This is a genomic window from Microbacterium sp. C5A9, assembly GCF_022627955.1.
In the GTDB taxonomy this organism is placed as follows: domain Bacteria; phylum Actinomycetota; class Actinomycetes; order Actinomycetales; family Microbacteriaceae; genus Microbacterium.
In genome coordinates this window covers 608820-624752 of the sequence record NZ_JABXGD010000002.1, presented here as the reverse complement: position 1 = coordinate 624752, position 15933 = coordinate 608820, and the positions used below count along the sequence as shown (strand labels likewise).

The 15933-nt window shown below is 69.4% G+C and carries 13 protein-coding genes; 5 read left to right on the top strand and 8 right to left on the bottom strand.

Going from position 1 to position 15933, the window contains the following annotated elements; translation table 11 throughout:
• Positions 1-15: 15 nt before the first annotated feature.
• Complete coding sequence (gene dxs / locus HWD99_RS06270) at positions 16-1956, top strand: 1-deoxy-D-xylulose-5-phosphate synthase (RefSeq protein WP_241795357.1); 1941 nt, start codon at positions 16-18, stop codon at positions 1954-1956.
• Positions 1957-1975: 19 nt separating this feature from the next.
• Here the strand turns inward: dxs and HWD99_RS06265 are convergent, their stop codons facing one another.
• The 3 genes from HWD99_RS06265 to HWD99_RS06255 all read right to left on the bottom strand — a co-directional run bounded on the left by HWD99_RS06265 (position 1976) and on the right by HWD99_RS06255 (position 4853).
• A complete protein-coding gene (locus HWD99_RS06265) occupies positions 1976-2671 on the bottom strand; it encodes an SPFH domain-containing protein (protein WP_241795356.1) in 696 nt (231 codons plus the stop codon).
• 140 nt (positions 2672-2811) lie between these two features.
• Complete coding sequence (locus tag HWD99_RS06260) at positions 2812-4254, bottom strand: glycerol-3-phosphate dehydrogenase/oxidase (RefSeq protein ID WP_241795355.1); 1443 nt, start codon at positions 4252-4254, stop codon at positions 2812-2814.
• Positions 4251-4853 (bottom strand): TetR/AcrR family transcriptional regulator, encoded by a 603-nt coding sequence (locus HWD99_RS06255; RefSeq protein ID WP_241795354.1) that lies wholly within the window; start codon positions 4851-4853, stop codon positions 4251-4253. Before HWD99_RS06255 ends, HWD99_RS06260 begins: the two co-directional genes overlap by 4 nt.
• A 20-nt stretch (positions 4854-4873) precedes the next feature.
• Between HWD99_RS06255 and HWD99_RS06250 the strand changes: the two genes are divergently transcribed.
• Genes HWD99_RS06250 through HWD99_RS06240 form a run of 3 tightly spaced genes read left to right on the top strand, consistent with a single transcriptional unit; the run spans position 4874 to position 9060 of the window.
• Positions 4874-6493, top strand: a complete 1620-nt coding sequence (locus HWD99_RS06250; RefSeq protein WP_241795353.1) for an FAD-binding oxidoreductase — start codon at positions 4874-4876, stop codon at positions 6491-6493.
• Position 6494: 1 nt separating this feature from the next.
• Entirely contained in the window at positions 6495-7409 is a 915-nt protein-coding gene (locus HWD99_RS06245; protein WP_241795352.1) for a YegS/Rv2252/BmrU family lipid kinase, read from the top strand.
• Positions 7402-9060: a GMC oxidoreductase gene (locus HWD99_RS06240; RefSeq protein WP_241795351.1), complete on the top strand. Its 1659-nt coding sequence runs from the start codon at positions 7402-7404 to the stop codon at positions 9058-9060. Before HWD99_RS06245 ends, HWD99_RS06240 begins: the two co-directional genes overlap by 8 nt.
• 63 nt (positions 9061-9123) lie before the next feature.
• On the opposite strand, the gene HWD99_RS06235 is transcribed toward HWD99_RS06240, so the two are convergent.
• From HWD99_RS06235 to HWD99_RS06220, 4 genes are all read right to left on the bottom strand, one after another.
• Positions 9124-11283, bottom strand: coding sequence for a 3-hydroxyacyl-CoA dehydrogenase NAD-binding domain-containing protein (locus tag HWD99_RS06235; protein WP_241795350.1), 2160 nt, complete (start codon positions 11281-11283; stop codon positions 9124-9126).
• A gap of 6 nt (positions 11284-11289) precedes the next feature.
• Positions 11290-12495: a thiolase family protein gene (locus tag HWD99_RS06230; RefSeq protein ID WP_241795349.1), complete on the bottom strand. Its 1206-nt coding sequence runs from the start codon at positions 12493-12495 to the stop codon at positions 11290-11292.
• 73 nt (positions 12496-12568) lie between these two features.
• The gene (locus HWD99_RS06225) at positions 12569-13762 is read right to left on the bottom strand and encodes a ribonuclease D (RefSeq protein ID WP_241795348.1); all 1194 of its coding nucleotides are present in this window, start codon (positions 13760-13762) and stop codon (positions 12569-12571) included.
• A complete protein-coding gene (locus HWD99_RS06220) occupies positions 13755-14336 on the bottom strand; it encodes a DUF3000 family protein (protein WP_241795347.1) in 582 nt (193 codons plus the stop codon). The genes HWD99_RS06225 and HWD99_RS06220 overlap by 8 nt, the downstream gene beginning before the upstream one ends.
• A gap of 25 nt (positions 14337-14361) precedes the next feature.
• On the opposite strand from HWD99_RS06220, the gene HWD99_RS06215 reads away from it, so the two are divergent.
• On the top strand, positions 14362-15516 hold the full coding sequence (locus HWD99_RS06215) for an alpha/beta hydrolase (RefSeq protein ID WP_241795346.1): 1155 nt from the start codon (positions 14362-14364) through the stop codon (positions 15514-15516).
• Here HWD99_RS06215 and HWD99_RS06210 read toward each other — a convergent pair.
• Positions 15500-15931: a SufE family protein gene (locus HWD99_RS06210; protein ID WP_241795345.1), complete on the bottom strand. Its 432-nt coding sequence runs from the start codon at positions 15929-15931 to the stop codon at positions 15500-15502. The genes HWD99_RS06215 and HWD99_RS06210 overlap by 17 nt on opposite strands.
• Positions 15932-15933: the final 2 nt, after the last annotated feature.

Below are 15933 nucleotides of genomic sequence, written 5' to 3'. Positions count from 1 at the left end.
TAAGAGGAGGTGCAGATGCCCATTCTTCCGAGCATCTCAGGACCCCGTGATCTCGATGCCCTGTCCGAGGACCAGCTCGTCGAACTCGCGGGGGAGATCCGCGAATTCCTCGTCGAGAACGTGTCCCGGACCGGCGGACACCTCGGGCCGAACCTCGGTGTGGTCGAGCTGACGATCGCCCTGCACCGCGTGTTCTCCTCGCCGGACGATCCGTTCATCTTCGACACCGGGCACCAGTCCTACGTGCACAAGCTCCTCACCGGTCGACAGGACTTCTCGTCGCTGCGCCTCCGGGGCGGTCTGGCCGGGTACCCGCAGCGGGCCGAGAGCCCTCACGACGTGGTCGAGTCGTCGCACGCGTCGAGCTCGCTCAGCTGGGCAGACGGAGTCTCGCGTGCGCTGACCGCGACCGGTCGGGCGGACCGCCACGTCGTCGCCGTCCTGGGCGACGGCTCGCTGACCGGCGGCATGACATGGGAGGCGCTCAACAACATCTCCGACGACAACGATCGCAACCTGGTCATCGTCGTCAACGACAACGGGCGCTCCTACGCCCCGACGATCGGCGGGATGTCCCGATACCTCAACCGGGTCCGCACGGCTGCCGCCTACAAGGACCTGCACCACAAGTCCGATCGGCTCTTCCGCGCCTTCGGTCCCGTGGGGCGGGCGGTGTTCCGCGGTGTCCGAGGGGGGACGCACGGGTTCCTCTCCCGGTTCACGAACAACGAAGCGCTGTATTCCAATCTCGACATCAAGTACCTCGGTCCGGTCGACGGACACGATCTGCCCGCGCTCCTCGAGACGCTGAAGCTCGCCAAGTCGTTCGGAGCGCCCGTCATCGTGCACGCGATCACCGAGAAGGGCCGCGGCTACCAGCCGGCCCGCGACGACGAAGCCGATCAGTTCCATGCCGTCGGACGCATCGACCCGGTGACGGGAGAGACTCTCTCCTCCGGCGGGACGGGGTGGACGGACATCTTCTCCGATGCTCTCGTCTCGGTGGGCGAGCGACGCAGCGACGTCATCGCGATGACCGCGGCCATGCTCCGCCCGACCGGACTCGCTCCGTTCGCCGAGCGTTTTCCCGATCGGGTCTACGACGTGGGCATCGCCGAGCAGCACGCCGTCGCGTCCGCGGCAGGCCTCGCTTTCGGCGGCCTGCACCCGGTCGTCGCGCTGTACGCGACGTTCATGGGGCGCGCGTTCGATCAGGTTCTCATGGACGTGGCTCTGCACCGCGCCGGAGTCACCTTCGTCCTCGATCGCGCAGGTGTGACCGGTCCTGACGGGCCCAGCCACCACGGCATGTGGGATCTGGCGATGCTGCAGATCGTGCCGCACATCCGCATCGCCGCGCCGCGCGATGGAGCCCGTCTTCGCGAGGCGCTCGACGAAGCGGTCCTCGTCGAAGACGCCCCCACCGTGATCCGGTTCCCCAAGGGAGACGTCGCGCCGGAACTCCCGGCGATCGAGCGACTTCACGACGGGGTCGACGTGCTCGCTCGCGGAGAGTCCGAAGACGTCCTCCTGGTCGCCATCGGCCCCTTCGCCGCACTCGCGATGGATGTCGCGGATCGCCTTCGGGCGCAGGGCATCGGCGCCACGGTCATCGATCCGCGGTGGGCGATCCCCGTTCAGCCGTCGATCGTGAGCATGGCCGCGCGCCACCGCCTCGTCATCACGCTCGAAGACGGCATCCGCGTCGGAGGGATCGGCACGCGGGTCCGCCAGGTGCTCCGCGAGGCTGGCATCGACACCGCGGTCGACGAGCTCGGCCTCCCCGACGAGTTCATCGACCACGCGACCCGCGATGAGATCCTCGTGGATGCGGGCCTCACCGCGTCGAAGATCGCGCAGGACGTGGTGTCGCAGGTGCTCGGCACCCGCATCCCGGTGGCCCGCCACGCGGGCGAGACCGGCACGATCGACCTCCCGCTGCGCGAGCGGAGCTGAACGGGACGCAGCTGAGCGGTCAGTTCAGCGCGTGCAGCGCCGCCACGGCGTCTGCGCGACGGTCGGTGTCGCGAAGCGCGGAGGACAGCAGGTAGCCGTCGGTCAGCGCATCGCCGGTGACCATGACGCGCACGAGTTCGACGCCGCACGCGCGCCGCACATCCTCGGCGCTGGCTGCGATGATCCGGGTGTTGATCTCGTCGTTGTGAGGCAGCTCGGCGCCGTCCAGACCCCGGATGACGTCGCGCAGCGCCGCTCCCACGATGTTCGACGCGCGTTCCGTCACATTGACCACATCGAGCTCGAAGACCCGCAGATCTCGGCCGGTCGGTATCGGCCTCCACTCGAACGACGCGTGCACCCGGTGCTGATGTCCACCGGCGCCGGTCATCTCGCGCGCGGGGAGATCCGTCGCACGGCAGCGCACATCGATCAGCCGGTACCAGTAGAACAGCGGGAACGCGCCGTGCGACCCGGGGTCGAGCACCACGACCTCACCGACAGCGCCGCCTCGCGAGGTCGGTCGGCGCGGAGGTCGGTTGCGGATGATCGGCTTCCCGTTGCGGGTGCGGATCGCCGCCCAGCCCTCATCGACGGTGACGACGAAGATCTTCAACAGGGCGGGAACCACCAGCAGGATCGTGAGGATCGCCGTCCCGGTCTTGAACAGACCCGACATTCCCTTACCGCCCAGCATCGAGAGGAGCATGTCCATGACACCACTGTGCCGGTTCGGTCCCCTGCGCGGGGCGATCCGGGGCACGGGAACGCCGGTGTTCACATGCTGTTCGGTGGGCGTTCGTCGCTGCGCCGCGATGCGGATACGCGTCGGGCGGAAGTGCTCGCCTCAACCTCTCAGGCGAGATCGGAAAGGGTCTCGGCGAGGATCGTCTCGACGAGGGGCTGCATGCGCAGTCGATCGGCATCCACGAGACCGATCCGCGTGCGTCGATCGAGGACGTCGTCGACGGTCATCGCCCCTTCCGCACGTACGGCGAACTCGACCTGCGCGCGCGACGGGCCGCCGGGGGCGGTGTCGGACATGGCTCTGCCGGTGTCGGTGAGTCGGAGGGACGCCGTCCGGCTCGGAGCGGCATCCAGGCCGCCGACTCGCGAGGCGAGGTCGACCGCCTCCTCAGCCATCCGCCGGTACGTCGTCAGCTTGCCTCCGAGCACGTTGACGAATCCGGCCGGAGAGTCCGCGACCAGATGCCGTCGAGAGATGTCGGCCGTCGAGTCGGCGCCGGTGTCGACGAGCGGGCGAAGACCGGCGAAGGCACCTCGGACCTGCTCGAGCCGGATCGGCTCCGCGAGCACCCGATTGAGCGTCTCGAGCAGGAACGCGATCTCCCCGCCGGTCGGGGTCGCGATCCGCGGCACGGGCCCTGGAGCATCCTCGTCCGTCAGACCCACGATCACCCTCCCGCTCTGCTGCGGCAGGGCGAACACGTAGCGGCTGATCGAGCCGTGGTGGGGGATCGTGAGCGCTGCCGAGGGTCCCCCGAGGTCGGCGGCATCGAGCACGATGTGGGTCCCGCGACTGGGCCGCACGGTGATCGACTCGTCCAGCGTGCCGGCCCAGACGCCGGTGGCGTTGATCACGCTGCGGGCGCGGATGTCGAGCCGCTCGCCGGTCAGGGCATCGTGCGCCGATGCTCCCTCGGCATGCAGGTCCTGCGCTCTGACACGCGTGAGGATGCGTGCGCCGAGGCTCGCTGCCGTGCGCGCCGCCGTCACCACGAGTCGCGCGTCGTCGATCAGCTGCCCGTCGAACGAGAGCATGCCCCCGTGCAGACCCCGGCGGTCCAGAGCGGGGACGAGAGCACGCGCGGTGCGCGCCGACACGAGGCGCGGCGGTGGCAGCGTCGTACGGGTTGTTCGCGCTCGCATGCGCAGCAGGTCGCCCATGCCCATTCCGACCACGCCCGCCGCCCGCTGCCGTGCGGTGACGCCGTGTGTGAACGGCAGAAGCTGGCCGAGGGGTCTGATGAGGTGCGGAGCGATCACCGTCATCAGAAGGTGGCGCTCGTGTGCGCTCTCCCTCGCGGTCGCCACATCACCGGTGGCCAGGTAGCGAAGGCCCCCGTGCACGAGCTTCGAACTGAAGCGGCTCGTCCCGAAGGCGAGGTCGTCCGCTTCGAGAAGAGCGACCGACAGACCGCGGGACGCCGCGTCGAGTGCGACTCCGACACCCGTGATGCCGCCGCCGATCACGAGGACGTCGAGCGTGTCCTCGGCGATCCGAGCGAGCTCTGCAGCCCGACGCGCGACGTTGAGGTCGGGGGAGCACACCGTCATGGTCGGAGCAGCCCGTCGAGCGCCGTGCGCAGCTCCCGCTCCCACGAGGCCTCGGAGATGAGCTCGGAGACCGTGCCGTGGGAGAGGACCGCCGACTGCGCGATGAGCAGCAGCATCACGGCGATCTCGTCCGGCTCGCCCTGCCGCACGGTGCCGCCCTGCTGCGTGGTGCGGATCGATGCGGCGAGCCAGTGCAGGATCAGTCGCTGACTCGATCCGACGCGCTGCAGCGTGTACCGGGTGAAGACCTCCGGCTCGTCCGCGAGCAGCCGGCCGTAGACGGAGTCGGCGCGGAAGAGCGCAGAGAATCTCAGCACGTCGTCGACGAGATCGCTCCGTGTGCGGGCGTGGGTCGGGAACTCGGCCACGATGGTCGCGACGCGTCGGAGGAGCGCGGCGCGCACGACATCGTCGGCGTCGTTCCAGGTGCGGTAGATCGTCGGGCGGCTGCGGCCCGCACGGCGTGCGAGCTCGGCGATGGTCACGCCGTGCACACCTCGGCGACCGATCAGCTCGTCAGCCGCATCGAGGATGAGAGTGTGGGTGGCATCCCATTCGGGCACCGTCGTCGGCGCTGCCATCGCTTGACGTTCTTCCATGATCTGTCACACTGTAACGCATGGGTCAAGAGAACGGCAGTGTCGCCGAGCGCACCGAGATGCGATGGAACGGCTGGGGCGACCCTGCGAAGGCGACTTCCCTTCCCCGCTCCGTGCGCGCACTGCTGCCGCTCCTTCTCGGACGGATCCGCACGCCTGCTGAACCCGTCGAGCTCGAGGATGTGCGCCTCGACGCCTCCGCGCTGCGACCAGATGACCTCGCGGCCTTCGCGGAGATCGTCGGCCACGATCGCATCGATGTGTCGGACGACGCTCGCATCCGCCACGCGGGGGGCCGTTCGACGCCCGACCTGCTGCGACGGCGTCGGCTGCACCAGGAGGCTCCGGATGCCGTGATCCTGCCCGGCGATCATGAGGAGGTCGCCGGGGTGCTCGCGGCCGCCGCCGACCGGGGCGTCGCGGTCATCCCGTTCGGCGGGGGCACGAGCGTCGTCGGTGCGCTGGATCCCGAGCGAGGCGCACACCGCGCGGTCGTGAGTCTCGACATGAGAAGACTCACCGGTCTTCTGCGCTTCGACCCGGTGAGCGGTGACGCAGTACTCGGCGCCGGCACCAGCGGACCGGATGCCGAGGCGCTGCTGGGTGCGCACGGCTACGAGCTCGGCCACTACCCGCAGAGCTTCCGCCATGCGACGATCGGGGGCTTCGCCGCAGCCCGGTCCTCGGGGCAGAACTCGGCGGGGTACGGCCGCTTCGACACCATGGTCACGGGCATCCGCGTGGCCACCCCGACCGGGGACATCGAGCTCGGCCGGTCGCCGGGGTCTGCGGCGGGACCCGACCTCATCAGGGTCTTCCTCGGGTCGGAGGGCATCTTCGGCGTCATCACCGAGGTCCGAGTCCGCGTTCATCCGATCCCGCACGAGCGCATGCTCGAGTCCTGGACCTTCCCGGACTTCGACGCGGGTCTCGAGGCGTTGCGTCAGGTCGTGCAGCAGGGCGGCGGGCCGACGGTCATCCGCCTGTCCGACGAGGCGGAGACCGCTGTCAGCCTCGCCCAGGTGGGCAGGATCGGCAAGGCTCTCTCGCGGGGAGCCGGAGTCGTCACCGTCTACGAGGGTGCAGGCGTCGAGGAGCGTCGCGCACGCACCGCGGCGCTCCTCGCCGCCGCGGGAGGAACCTCGGCGGGAGACAGCGGCGCCGAGGACTGGCTCGACGGACGCTTCGACGGCCCGTATCTGCGCGACTCTCTCCTGGATGCCGGCGTGTTCTGTGAGACGCTCGAGACGGCGACCACGTGGTCGAACATCCCCACTCTCAAGGCGGCTGTCACGGCCGCACTGCGCGACGGACTCACCGGCGCCGGCGCCAGGTCGTACGTCATGTGCCATGTCTCCCACGTCTACCCGACGGGGGCATCCCTGTACTTCACGGTGCTGGCCGGCATCCGCACGGATCCCCTGGAGGTGTGGGCGCAGGTCAAGGCGCGCGCGAACGACGCGATCATCGCGGGCGGCGGCACGATCAGCCACCACCACGCCGTCGGCCGAGACCACGCTCCGTGGCTCGAGCAGGAGATCGGCGAGACCGGTGTGCGCATCCTGGCCGCGATCAAGCGCGAGCTCGATCCGACCGGGATCCTGAATCCCGGCGCCGTGATCTCCGATCGGGTGCGCTGACATGGTCGACCACGTCGCCGTGCTGTCCAACCCCTTCGCGGGCAAAGGGCGTGGTGGGCGGGAGACCGACGCGGTCGTGGCCCATCTGCGTGGGAGCGGGGCCGAGGTCCGCGTCTTCGCCGGTGACTCCGCGGCATCGAGCCTGGCTCTGACGACGCGAGCACTCGAGGAGCATCCCCGAGTTCTTGTGGTCATCGGCGGAGACGGCACGCTGTCGGGCATCCTCGACGCGCTCTGCGCCGTGTCCGTCCCCGTCGCGCTGGTGCCGGCCGGCACCGGCAACGACCTCGCACGGGCTCTGGGACTGCCCCGCCACGATCCGGTCGCCGCGGCCGATCTCGCTCTCTCCGGCGTGCCCCGGGCGATCGACGTCGGGGAGATCCGCACCGCGGGTCGCGTGGTGACGTTCCTCACGATCGCGGCGCTCGGCTTCGATGCGAAGGTGAGCGATCGCACTAATCGGCTCCGGTGGCCGCCCGGGGTGCTGCGCTATTACCTCGCTCTCGCGATCGAGCTCGTGCGCCTGCGCCTGATGGCGTTCACGGTGTCCGTCGACGGAGCGGAGGCCGTCGCGTCGCCCGGTACTCTCGTCGCCGTCGGCAACACGGCGAGCTACGGGGGCGGCATGCCGGTGTGCGCCGGAGCGGCAGCGGATGACGGATTGCTCGATCTCGTGCAGGTCGCGCCACTGAGCCGACGTCGACTGCTGCGGCTGTTCCCGCTGTTGCTCCGAGGTACCCACCTGTCGCGTCGCGAGGTGGTGCACCGGCGCGCCCGCTCCGTGACGGTGAGCGCACCGGATCTCGTCGTGTACGCCGACGGCGAGCGCATCGGAGAGGACGAGTGCACGATCGGGATCCGGGCGGCTGCTCTCACCGTGCTGGTGCCGACGGCGAAGGAGGCAGATCGTGCCTGACACCGGCAGCAAAGCACGAGAGAGCACGCCGTTCGACGAGGACGTCGTCGTGATCGGTTCGGGGTTCGGCGGCTCGGTCGCGGCCCTGCGCCTGGTCGAGAAGGGCTACCGGGTTCTGGTCTACGAGGCGGGGCGACGCTTCGAGGACGAGGACTTCGCGAAGACGAGCTGGGACGTGCGTCGCTATCTCTGGGCGCCTGCGATCGGCTGCTACGGTATCCAGCGCATCCATCGCCTGCCACACGTGATGATTCTCGCCGGTGCAGGAGTCGGGGGTGGCTCGCTGAACTACGCCAACACCCTCTATCAGCCCGGTGGGTCGTTCTTCACGGACCCGCAATGGGAGGGACTCGCCGACTGGGACGCCGAGCTGGCACCGCACTACGCGACCGCGAAGCGGATGCTCGGCGTGGTCGAGCGCTACCTGCATTCGGGCCCCGTCGAACGCATCATGGCAGGCGCTGCAGAGGATCTCGGCGTCGGCGGCACCTTCCGCCTCGCGCCTGTGGGCGTGTGGTTCGGGAAGCCGGGGGAGCGAACGACCGATCCCTTCTTCGACGGAGAGGGCCCCGATCGCACCGGCTGCACGCTCTGCGGAAACTGCATGGTCGGATGCCGTGTCGGTGCCAAGAACACCCTCATGAAGAACTACCTCGCTCTCGCGGAGCGGCGCGGTGCGGTGATCGAGCCGCTTCGCACGGTCATCGAGGTGCGTGAGCTCGCGGACGGCGGGTTCGCCGTCACGACGGAGCGCAGCGGAGCCTGGCTGCGTCGTGAGCGACGCACTGTCCGCGCCCGCCAGGTCGTCCTCGCCGCCGGCACCTGGGGCACCCAGCAGCTGCTGCATCGGATGAAGCACTCCGGTGCTCTTCCCCGAGTGTCCGACGCCGTCGGGCGACTCACGAGAACCAACTCCGAAGCGCTCGACGGCGCTGTCGCGACCCGGGTGCCGACCTCCCTCGACCTCGCGAGGGGCGTCGCCATCACGACCTCGTTCCACGTCGACGAGCGCACCCATGTCGAGAACGTCCGGTACGGGCCCGGGTCGAACCTCATGGGAGCACTCGCGTCGATCATGGTTCCGGGCGATCTCTCGCTGGGCCGCCGGCTGGGCCACCTCGTCGGTCGTCTCGTCCGAGCGCCGATCCGTCAGCTGCGCCTGGGGTCTCTCCGGCGGTGGAGCGAACGCGGCATCATCGCCCTCGTCATGCAGACCGTCGACAACTCGCTCACGCTGTCTCTGCGCCGGCGATTCGGACGCCTGGTCATGACGAGTACGCAGGGGCACGGGGAGCCGAATCCGAGCCACCTGCCGCAGGCGCACCGTGCCGCCGCCGCGATCGCCGCGCGGATGCAGAAGGAGGGCGGCGTGCCCGCGGAGGCGCGAGGCTCGTGGCCCGAGGTCTTCGGCATCCCGCTCACCGCGCACTTCCTGGGCGGTGCGGTGATCTCCGCATCGCCGGAGACCGGCGTCGTCGACCGTTTCCACCGCGTGTGGGGACATCCGGGACTGCACGTCGTCGATGGGGCGGCGGTACCCGCGAATCCGGGGGTGAACCCGTCGTTGACGATCACCGCACTCGCCGAGCGGGCGCTGTCGTTCTGGCCTCTCTCGGGGGACGTCGACGAGCGCCCCGATCAGACGGCGTAGCATCCGACCAGCGGACATGACGAAGGGGGCCGCGCCGAGCGCGACCCCCTTCTCTGCATCCGATCAGCGGTTCTCGATGCCGCGGATCTGCGGGGTGTGGAACTCCCCGCCGAAGGCGCGCTGCGAGGCGCCCTCGCGATCGAGGTAGGGCGAGGCCCCGCCGTCGATGAAGGGCCAGCCGGCGCCGAGGATGAGGCACAGGTCGATGTCCTCGACCTCGGGTACCACGCCCTCGTCGAGCATGAGCTTGATCTCGCTCGCGAGCCCGTCCTGAACGCGCTGCAGGATCGTTTCGGCCGACGCGGGCGTCGAGCCGACGGCGGGCTTCAGCAGCTTCTCGGCCTGCTTCGTCCAGCCGGTCACCCGGCCGCCCTTGTCCTTCTCGATCACCGCGTCGAGCTCCGCGAGAGCGTGGAAGTTCTCGTTCGCATAGAAGCGATCCGGGAACGCGTGCGCCATCGTGTCCTGCACGTGAGCGGCGACCTTCCACCCGACCAGGTCGATCAGCTGGAAGGGCCCCATCGGAAGTCCGAGGGGCGCGAACGCCTTCTCCACGTCGGTGATCGGGGTGCCCTCGTACACCGCGCGCGCAGCCTCGCCCATGACCTTGGCCAGCAGACGGTTCACCACGAAGCCCGGAGCATCCGCGGTGAGCACCGCGTTCTTGCCGAGGTTCTTCGCGACGACGAACGCGGTCGAGAGTGCCCCCTCCGACGTCGTCGGCGTCTTCACGATCTCGATCAGCGGCATCACCGCGACCGGGTTGAAGAAGTGGAACCCGACGAGACGCTCGGGGTGAGCGAGCTTCGCACCGATCTCCTCGACCGAGAGCGACGAGGTGTTGGTGGCGAGGATCGCGTCCTCGGCGATGATCTTCTCGATCTCCCCGAACACCTGCTGCTTGACGCCGACCTCTTCGAACACGGCCTCGATGACGAAGTCGCAGTCCGCGTAGAGGCTCTTGTCGGTGGTGCCGGTGACGAGCGCACGCAGCTTGTTCGCGGAGTCCGCGTCCAGGCGCCCCTTGCCCTCGAGCTTGCCGATCTCCTCGTGGATGTACGCCACGCCCTTGTCGACGCGCGCCTGGTCGAGGTCGGTGATCAGCACCGGCACCTGCAGCTTGCGCACGAACAGCAGCGCGAACTGGCTGGCCATGAGCCCCGCACCGATGATGCCGACCTTGGTGACCTTCTTGGCGAGAGCCTTGTCCGGCGCGCCCACAGGCCGCTTCGCGCGCTTCTGTACGAGATCGAACGCGTACATGGATGCCGCGAACTGGTCGCCCGTCACGAGCTCGGCGAGTGCCTCGTCCTCGCGGGCGAAGCCCTCGGCCTTCGTGCCGCTCTTCGCCCTGTCGAGGAGCTCGAGCGCGGCGTACGGCGACTTGGGCACGGTGCCGATCTTCGACTCGAGCATCCCGCGGGCCATCTTGATGGCGATCGGCCACTTGGTGAGGCGCTCGATCTTGCCCGGCTCGTTCTTGCGCTCGACCTTCTTACCACCGAGGACGGCATCCGCCCAGGCCAGCGAGTTCTCGAGGTAGTTCGCCGCGGGGAAGATCGCATCGACGATGCCGAGGTCGAACGCCTGCTGCGGCTTCAGCATCCGGTTCTGCTTGAGCGGGTTGGAGATGACGACCTCGAGCGCGTTCTCGATGCCGATCAGGTTCGGCAGCAGGTACGCCCCGCCCCAGCCCGGGATGATGCCGAGGAAGACCTCGGGGAGCGCGATCGCCGCAGCCGAGGCGTCGACCGTGCGATAGCTGGAGTTCAGCGCGATCTCGAGGCCGCCGCCGAGCGCGAGCCCGTTGACGAACGCGAACGAGGGGACGCCGAGCTCGCCGAGCTTGCCCAGCACCTTGTGCCCGAGCTGCGCGATCAGGCGCGCGTTGTCGCGCGAGCCGACCTTGCTGATGTCGGAGAGGTCGGCGCCGGCGGCCAGGATGTACTGCTTGCCGGTGATGCCGACCGCCTGGATCTCTCCGGCCGACGCGCGAGCGGCGAGACCGTCGAGTGTCTCGCCGAGCTGCGTGAGCGTGGCGGGGCCCAGGGTGTTCGGGCGGGTGTGGTCCCGTCCGTTGTCGAGAGTGATCAGCGCGAGCACCTTGCCCGACGCGAGCCGGATGTCGCGCACAGGGCTGTGCGTGATCACCTCGCCGTCGGTGAGGGCCTGGATGGGGGAGAAGTCGACGTTCGCGTACTGTTCGGAAATCGAGTGTGCCATCGGGGCTTACTTCCTCTTCTTGCCGTCGTAGTGCGGGTTCTCCCAGATGACGGAGCCGCCCTGGCCGAGTCCGACGCACATGGCCGTGAGGCCGTAGCGCACATCGGGGCGCTCGGCGAACTGCGCCGCGAGCTGGATCATCAGACGCACACCGGATGCCGCGAGCGGGTGTCCGAGTGCGATGGCGCCGCCCCACTGGTTGACGCGGGGGTCGTCGTCGGCGATGCCGAAGTGGTCGAGCAGGGAGATGACCTGGATCGCGAACGCCTCGTTCAGCTCGAAGAGGCCGATGTCGGCGATCGTCAGGCCCGCCTTCTTCAGTGCCTTCTCGGTCGAGGGGATCGGACCGATGCCCATGATCTCCGGCTGCACGCCGGCGAAGGCGAACGAGACCATGCGCATCTTCGGCGCGAGTCCGAATTCCTTCACCGCCCCACCGCCCGCGAGCAGCGACATCGTCGCGCCGTCGGTGAGCGGTGACGAGGTTCCGGCGGTCACTCGGCCGTGCGGACGGAACGGGGTCTTGAGCGCAGCGAGATCCTCCATCGTGGTCTGCGGACGGCGGCCCTCGTCCTCCGTGGCGAGACCCCAGGCGCCGTCGGCATCCTTCGTCGCCACCGGCACGAGGTCGGGCTGGATCTTGCCGGCGTCGTACGCGGCCTGCACCTTGTGCTGGCTGAGCATGCCGAACCGGTCGGAGCGCTCCTTGGTCAGATGCGGGAAGCGGTCGAAGATGCGCTCCGCCGTGACGCCCATGTTCAGCGCGCCCGGATCGACCATCCGCTCGGCCACGAAGCGCGGGTTGGGGTCGGCGTTGCCGCCGATCGGGTGGTGGCCCATGTGCTCGACACCGCCGGCGAGGGCGAAGTCGTACATGCCCACGCCGATCGATGCGCCCATGGTGGTGACGCTGGTCATCGCGCCGGCGCACATGCGCTCGACGGCCAGGCCCGGCACCGTCTGCGGGAGTCCGGCGAGGATCGCCACGGAACGGCCCAGGGTGAGACCCTGGTCGCCGGTCTGGCTCGTCGCGGCGATCGCCACATCGTCGATGCGGTCGGCCGGGACGGCCGAGTTCCGCTCCATCAGGCCGATGGTCGCCTTCACGGCGAGGTCATCTGCGCGGGTGTTCCAGTACATGCCCTTTTCGCCGGCGCGCCCGAAGGGGGTGCGCACTCCATCGACGAAGAAGACGTCCGAGATCTCGGCCACTCTGCCTCCAAGTTTGTGCGGTGGCCTCAGTCTATGGAGGCCCCGAAACCGGGAGGAATCGGTTGGATCGAACCTACGAAGCGGGGGCGGACGCCTCGTCGGCGGGTTGCGCCGCCTCTACAAAGGCGGCGGCGATCTTCTGTGCAGTCTGTGCAATCTGCCACGGCCGCGCACCGAGCGTCGCGAGGGCCTCGGAGATCGCCTCCGGGGTCGTTCCCGGCACATCCCAGGCGATGCGTCGGAGGTAATCCGGGGTGAGCAGGTTCTCGGTCGGCATGCCGAGCTCTTCGGCCGTGGCCTCGACGAGCGGCCGCGCAGCCTTCAGCCGGGCGTCGGCCTCGGGATTGCGGTCCGACCAGGCTCGGGGCGGCGGCAGGGTGTCGCTGGGCACGCGCTCACGGGGCAGCTCCTCGGTGGTGCGGCCCTCGACCATGGCCTGCCACCAGCGGTCCAGCTGCGTGCGGCTGGCTCGACCCTGGAACTCCTTGATGCCGGCGAGCGCCTGCTTGCTCTGCGGGTTGGCGAGCACTGCGGCGATGAGCGAGCGATCGGGCACCAGGCGCCCGGGAGACACGTCCTGCTCCTGAGCGAACGATTCCCGCGCCTGCCAGAGCGCACGAGCCACGGCGAGATTGCGGGCGCCGCGCACCTGATGCAGTCCGCTCAGACGGCGCCAGGGATCCTCGCGCGGGGGCTTGGGGAGCCGGGTCAGCGTCGCGGCGAACTCCTCGGCCGCGTACTCGGTCTTGCCCTGCTCTTCGAGTTCGAGGGTGAGCGCCTCATACACGTCGACGAGGTGGAGCACATCGAGAGCCGCATACTCGAGCCATGCCGCGGGCAGGGGACGCGTCGACCAGTCGGCGGCCGAGTGCTCCTTCTTGAGCGTGATCCCCAGGGTGCTCTCGACGACCGCGGCGAGCCCGACGCGCTCGTGCCCCAGCAGGCGCGATGCCAACTCGGTGTCGAAGATCGACGGCGGAAGGAGGTCGAGCTCGCGGAGCGAGGGGAGGTCCTGACTGGCGGCGTGGAAGATCCACTGCACGTCGCCGATGGCGGCCTGCAGCGCGCTGAAGTCGCCGAGTGCCGGTGGGTCGAACAGGAAGACTCCGGCGTCGCGCCGGTAGACCTGGACGAGGTAGGCCCGCTGCGAGTAGCGGAATCCGGATGCCCGCTCGACGTCGACGGCCACCGGGCCGGTTCCTGCGGCCAGCGTGGCGCATGCCGCATGGAACTCCGAGACGTCGGAGATCACGGAGTATTCAGTCACGTGCTGCCTTTCGCGCGCCGATCACGGCGATGCCCTCGGAACCCGGCGGAAGACCCGCCAGCATTCCCACCAGTTCAGCCCATGCCTCGACGTGCGGTCGGAAGGGGCTTGCGGGCGTCCAGGACGCCCTCAATTCTATCTGCGCTCCGTCGCCTTCGTCGGCGAGGCCCCCGAAGCCCTTCGAGAGGGTCTTCGTCGAGGTGCCGGATTCGGCGTGGTACAGGGCGCCGCGAGAGTCGAGCGCATCGACGAGCCACGACCACGTGACGTCGGCGAGCAGCGGGTCGGTGCCGATCTCGGTCTCGAGCGGAGCCTGAGCGAAGATCACGATGCGCCATGCCCCGCCCCAGGCGGTGGGGGCCTCCGGGTCATACAGCAGCACGAAGCGGCCGGTCCCGTACACGGACTCCCCGGTGTCGTCGGGGCGGACGTCGGCGGCCAGCGCCAGCGCATACGGCGCGAGGCCCTGGGGGGTGGAGATCTCGCGTACCGTGAGGTCGGTGCGGAACGCCGTGTCACGGAGTTCCGCCACGGCGGCGTCGAAGATCGTCCCGGCATCGGGGTGTGCGGTCACGGCAACAGGCTAGAGTCAGGAAGCGATGAAGAGTCTCAGGCACGCCGTTGCGCTCCTTGTCCCCGGATTGTTCGCCCTCGGAGGGGCGATGACGCTGTTGGTGCTCAGCATCGCCCGGCGGGTGGTTCTGCCGGCCAAGCGGCCCGCAGATGTCGAGATCCTCGCGGTCGACACCGGCGCGCAGACCATCGAGCTCACGCGCACTCCCGATACGGAGCTGCCGGGCCGCTATGGGCTGTTCACGTCCGGCACCCACGGTTACGTGAAGCTCGGTGCCGTGCTCGGCGCGGACTCGGGCACCGTGAGACGCAAGCTGCTCACCCAGATCGAACCGGGCGCACGGGTCGACCGCGCCGCCGCATTCAGCGGGTGGTACTACTCTTCGCCGAGCGAGCTGCACCTGCGCTGGGAGAACGTCCTGATCGGCTCGCCCGCGGGGCCATGCCCTGCCTGGTTCTTCCCGGCAGAGTCGAAGACCTGGGTGATCCAGGTGCACGGACGCGGCGTGACCCGTGCGGAGTGCCTGCGCGCGGTGCCCGTGCTGCACGCGGCCGGGTTCCCGAACCTCGTGGTCTCGTACCGCAACGACGGCGAAGCCCCGCGCAGTCGGAGCGGCGCCTACGCCCTCGGAGCGGCGGAGTGGCGCGACGTCGACGCCGCGATCTCCTACGCGCTGCGCCGCGGCGCGGAGCGGGTCGTGCTGATGGGCTGGTCCATGGGTGGGGCGGTCGCGCTGCAGACGGCTCTCAACTCCGGCAATCGCGGACGGCTGGCCGGCCTCATCCTGGAGTCGCCGGTCGTCGACTGGCGCACCGTGCTGCGGTTCCAGGCCAAGAAGGCGGGCATGCGGGCGCCGCTGCCGGACCTCGCGATGGGTGCACTCTCGGTGCCGCTGACCGCGCGTCTCAGCGGCGCGGATGAGGCGATCTCGTTCGACCGGCTCGACATCGTCGCGCGCGCGGACGAGCTGGACCTCCCTATCCTGATCCTGCACAGCGACGACGACGGCTTCGTGCCCGCAGACGCATCGCACGCCCTACAGCGAGCGCGCCCCGACATCGTGACGATGCCGCGGTTCTCGGTCGCCAGGCACACCAAGCTGTGGAACTACGACCAGATGGGGTGGAGCGCGGCGATCACGGACTGGCTCCGCGACCAGGGGCTCAGCGCTTCTGCCTGACCTGCTTCTTGGCGCGCATGAGCATTCCGGTCATGCCGCCGATCCGCAGCGGTGAGACGGCCTTCGTGAGACCGATGGACTGCGGATAGTCGTCGGGGATCGCGAGCACCTCGTCGGCCGTGAGACCTGTGAGGCCCTGCACCAGGATGCTGGCGAAGCCGCGTGTCGTGGGAGCCTCGGGCGGCGCCGTCGCGTGCATGGTCACGATGTCGTCGATCACCTCGACGTAGATGTACACCGGTGACTGGCACTCGGCGACGCGCTCGCACATCTCCGGGTGATTCGCGACCTCCTCGGAGACCTCGGGGAGCTCATTGGAGTACTCGAGCAGCAGCAGCAGCCGGTCGGCCTCGGGCGTCTCGAGGAAGCCGTCACGGATGTCGGCGAGGATGTCAGGGAGTTCGCTGGTGCTCATCC

Coding starts and splice junctions, on each gene's coding strand:
- HWD99_RS06255 (WP_241795354.1), bottom strand. CDS start 4,853: ATGGAAGAACGTCAAGCGATGGCAGCGCCGACGACGGTGCCCGAATGG.
- HWD99_RS06250 (WP_241795353.1), top strand. CDS start 4,874: ATGGGTCAAGAGAACGGCAGTGTCGCCGAGCGCACCGAGATGCGATGG.
- HWD99_RS06210 (WP_241795345.1), bottom strand. CDS start 15,931: ATGAGCACCAGCGAACTCCCTGACATCCTCGCCGACATCCGTGACGGC.
- dxs (WP_241795357.1), top strand. CDS start 16: ATGCCCATTCTTCCGAGCATCTCAGGACCCCGTGATCTCGATGCCCTG.
- HWD99_RS06245 (WP_241795352.1), top strand. CDS start 6,495: ATGGTCGACCACGTCGCCGTGCTGTCCAACCCCTTCGCGGGCAAAGGG.
- HWD99_RS06265 (WP_241795356.1), bottom strand. CDS start 2,671: ATGGACATGCTCCTCTCGATGCTGGGCGGTAAGGGAATGTCGGGTCTG.
- HWD99_RS06235 (WP_241795350.1), bottom strand. CDS start 11,283: ATGGCACACTCGATTTCCGAACAGTACGCGAACGTCGACTTCTCCCCC.
- HWD99_RS06215 (WP_241795346.1), top strand. CDS start 14,362: ATGAAGAGTCTCAGGCACGCCGTTGCGCTCCTTGTCCCCGGATTGTTC.
- HWD99_RS06260 (WP_241795355.1), bottom strand. CDS start 4,254: ATGACGGTGTGCTCCCCCGACCTCAACGTCGCGCGTCGGGCTGCAGAG.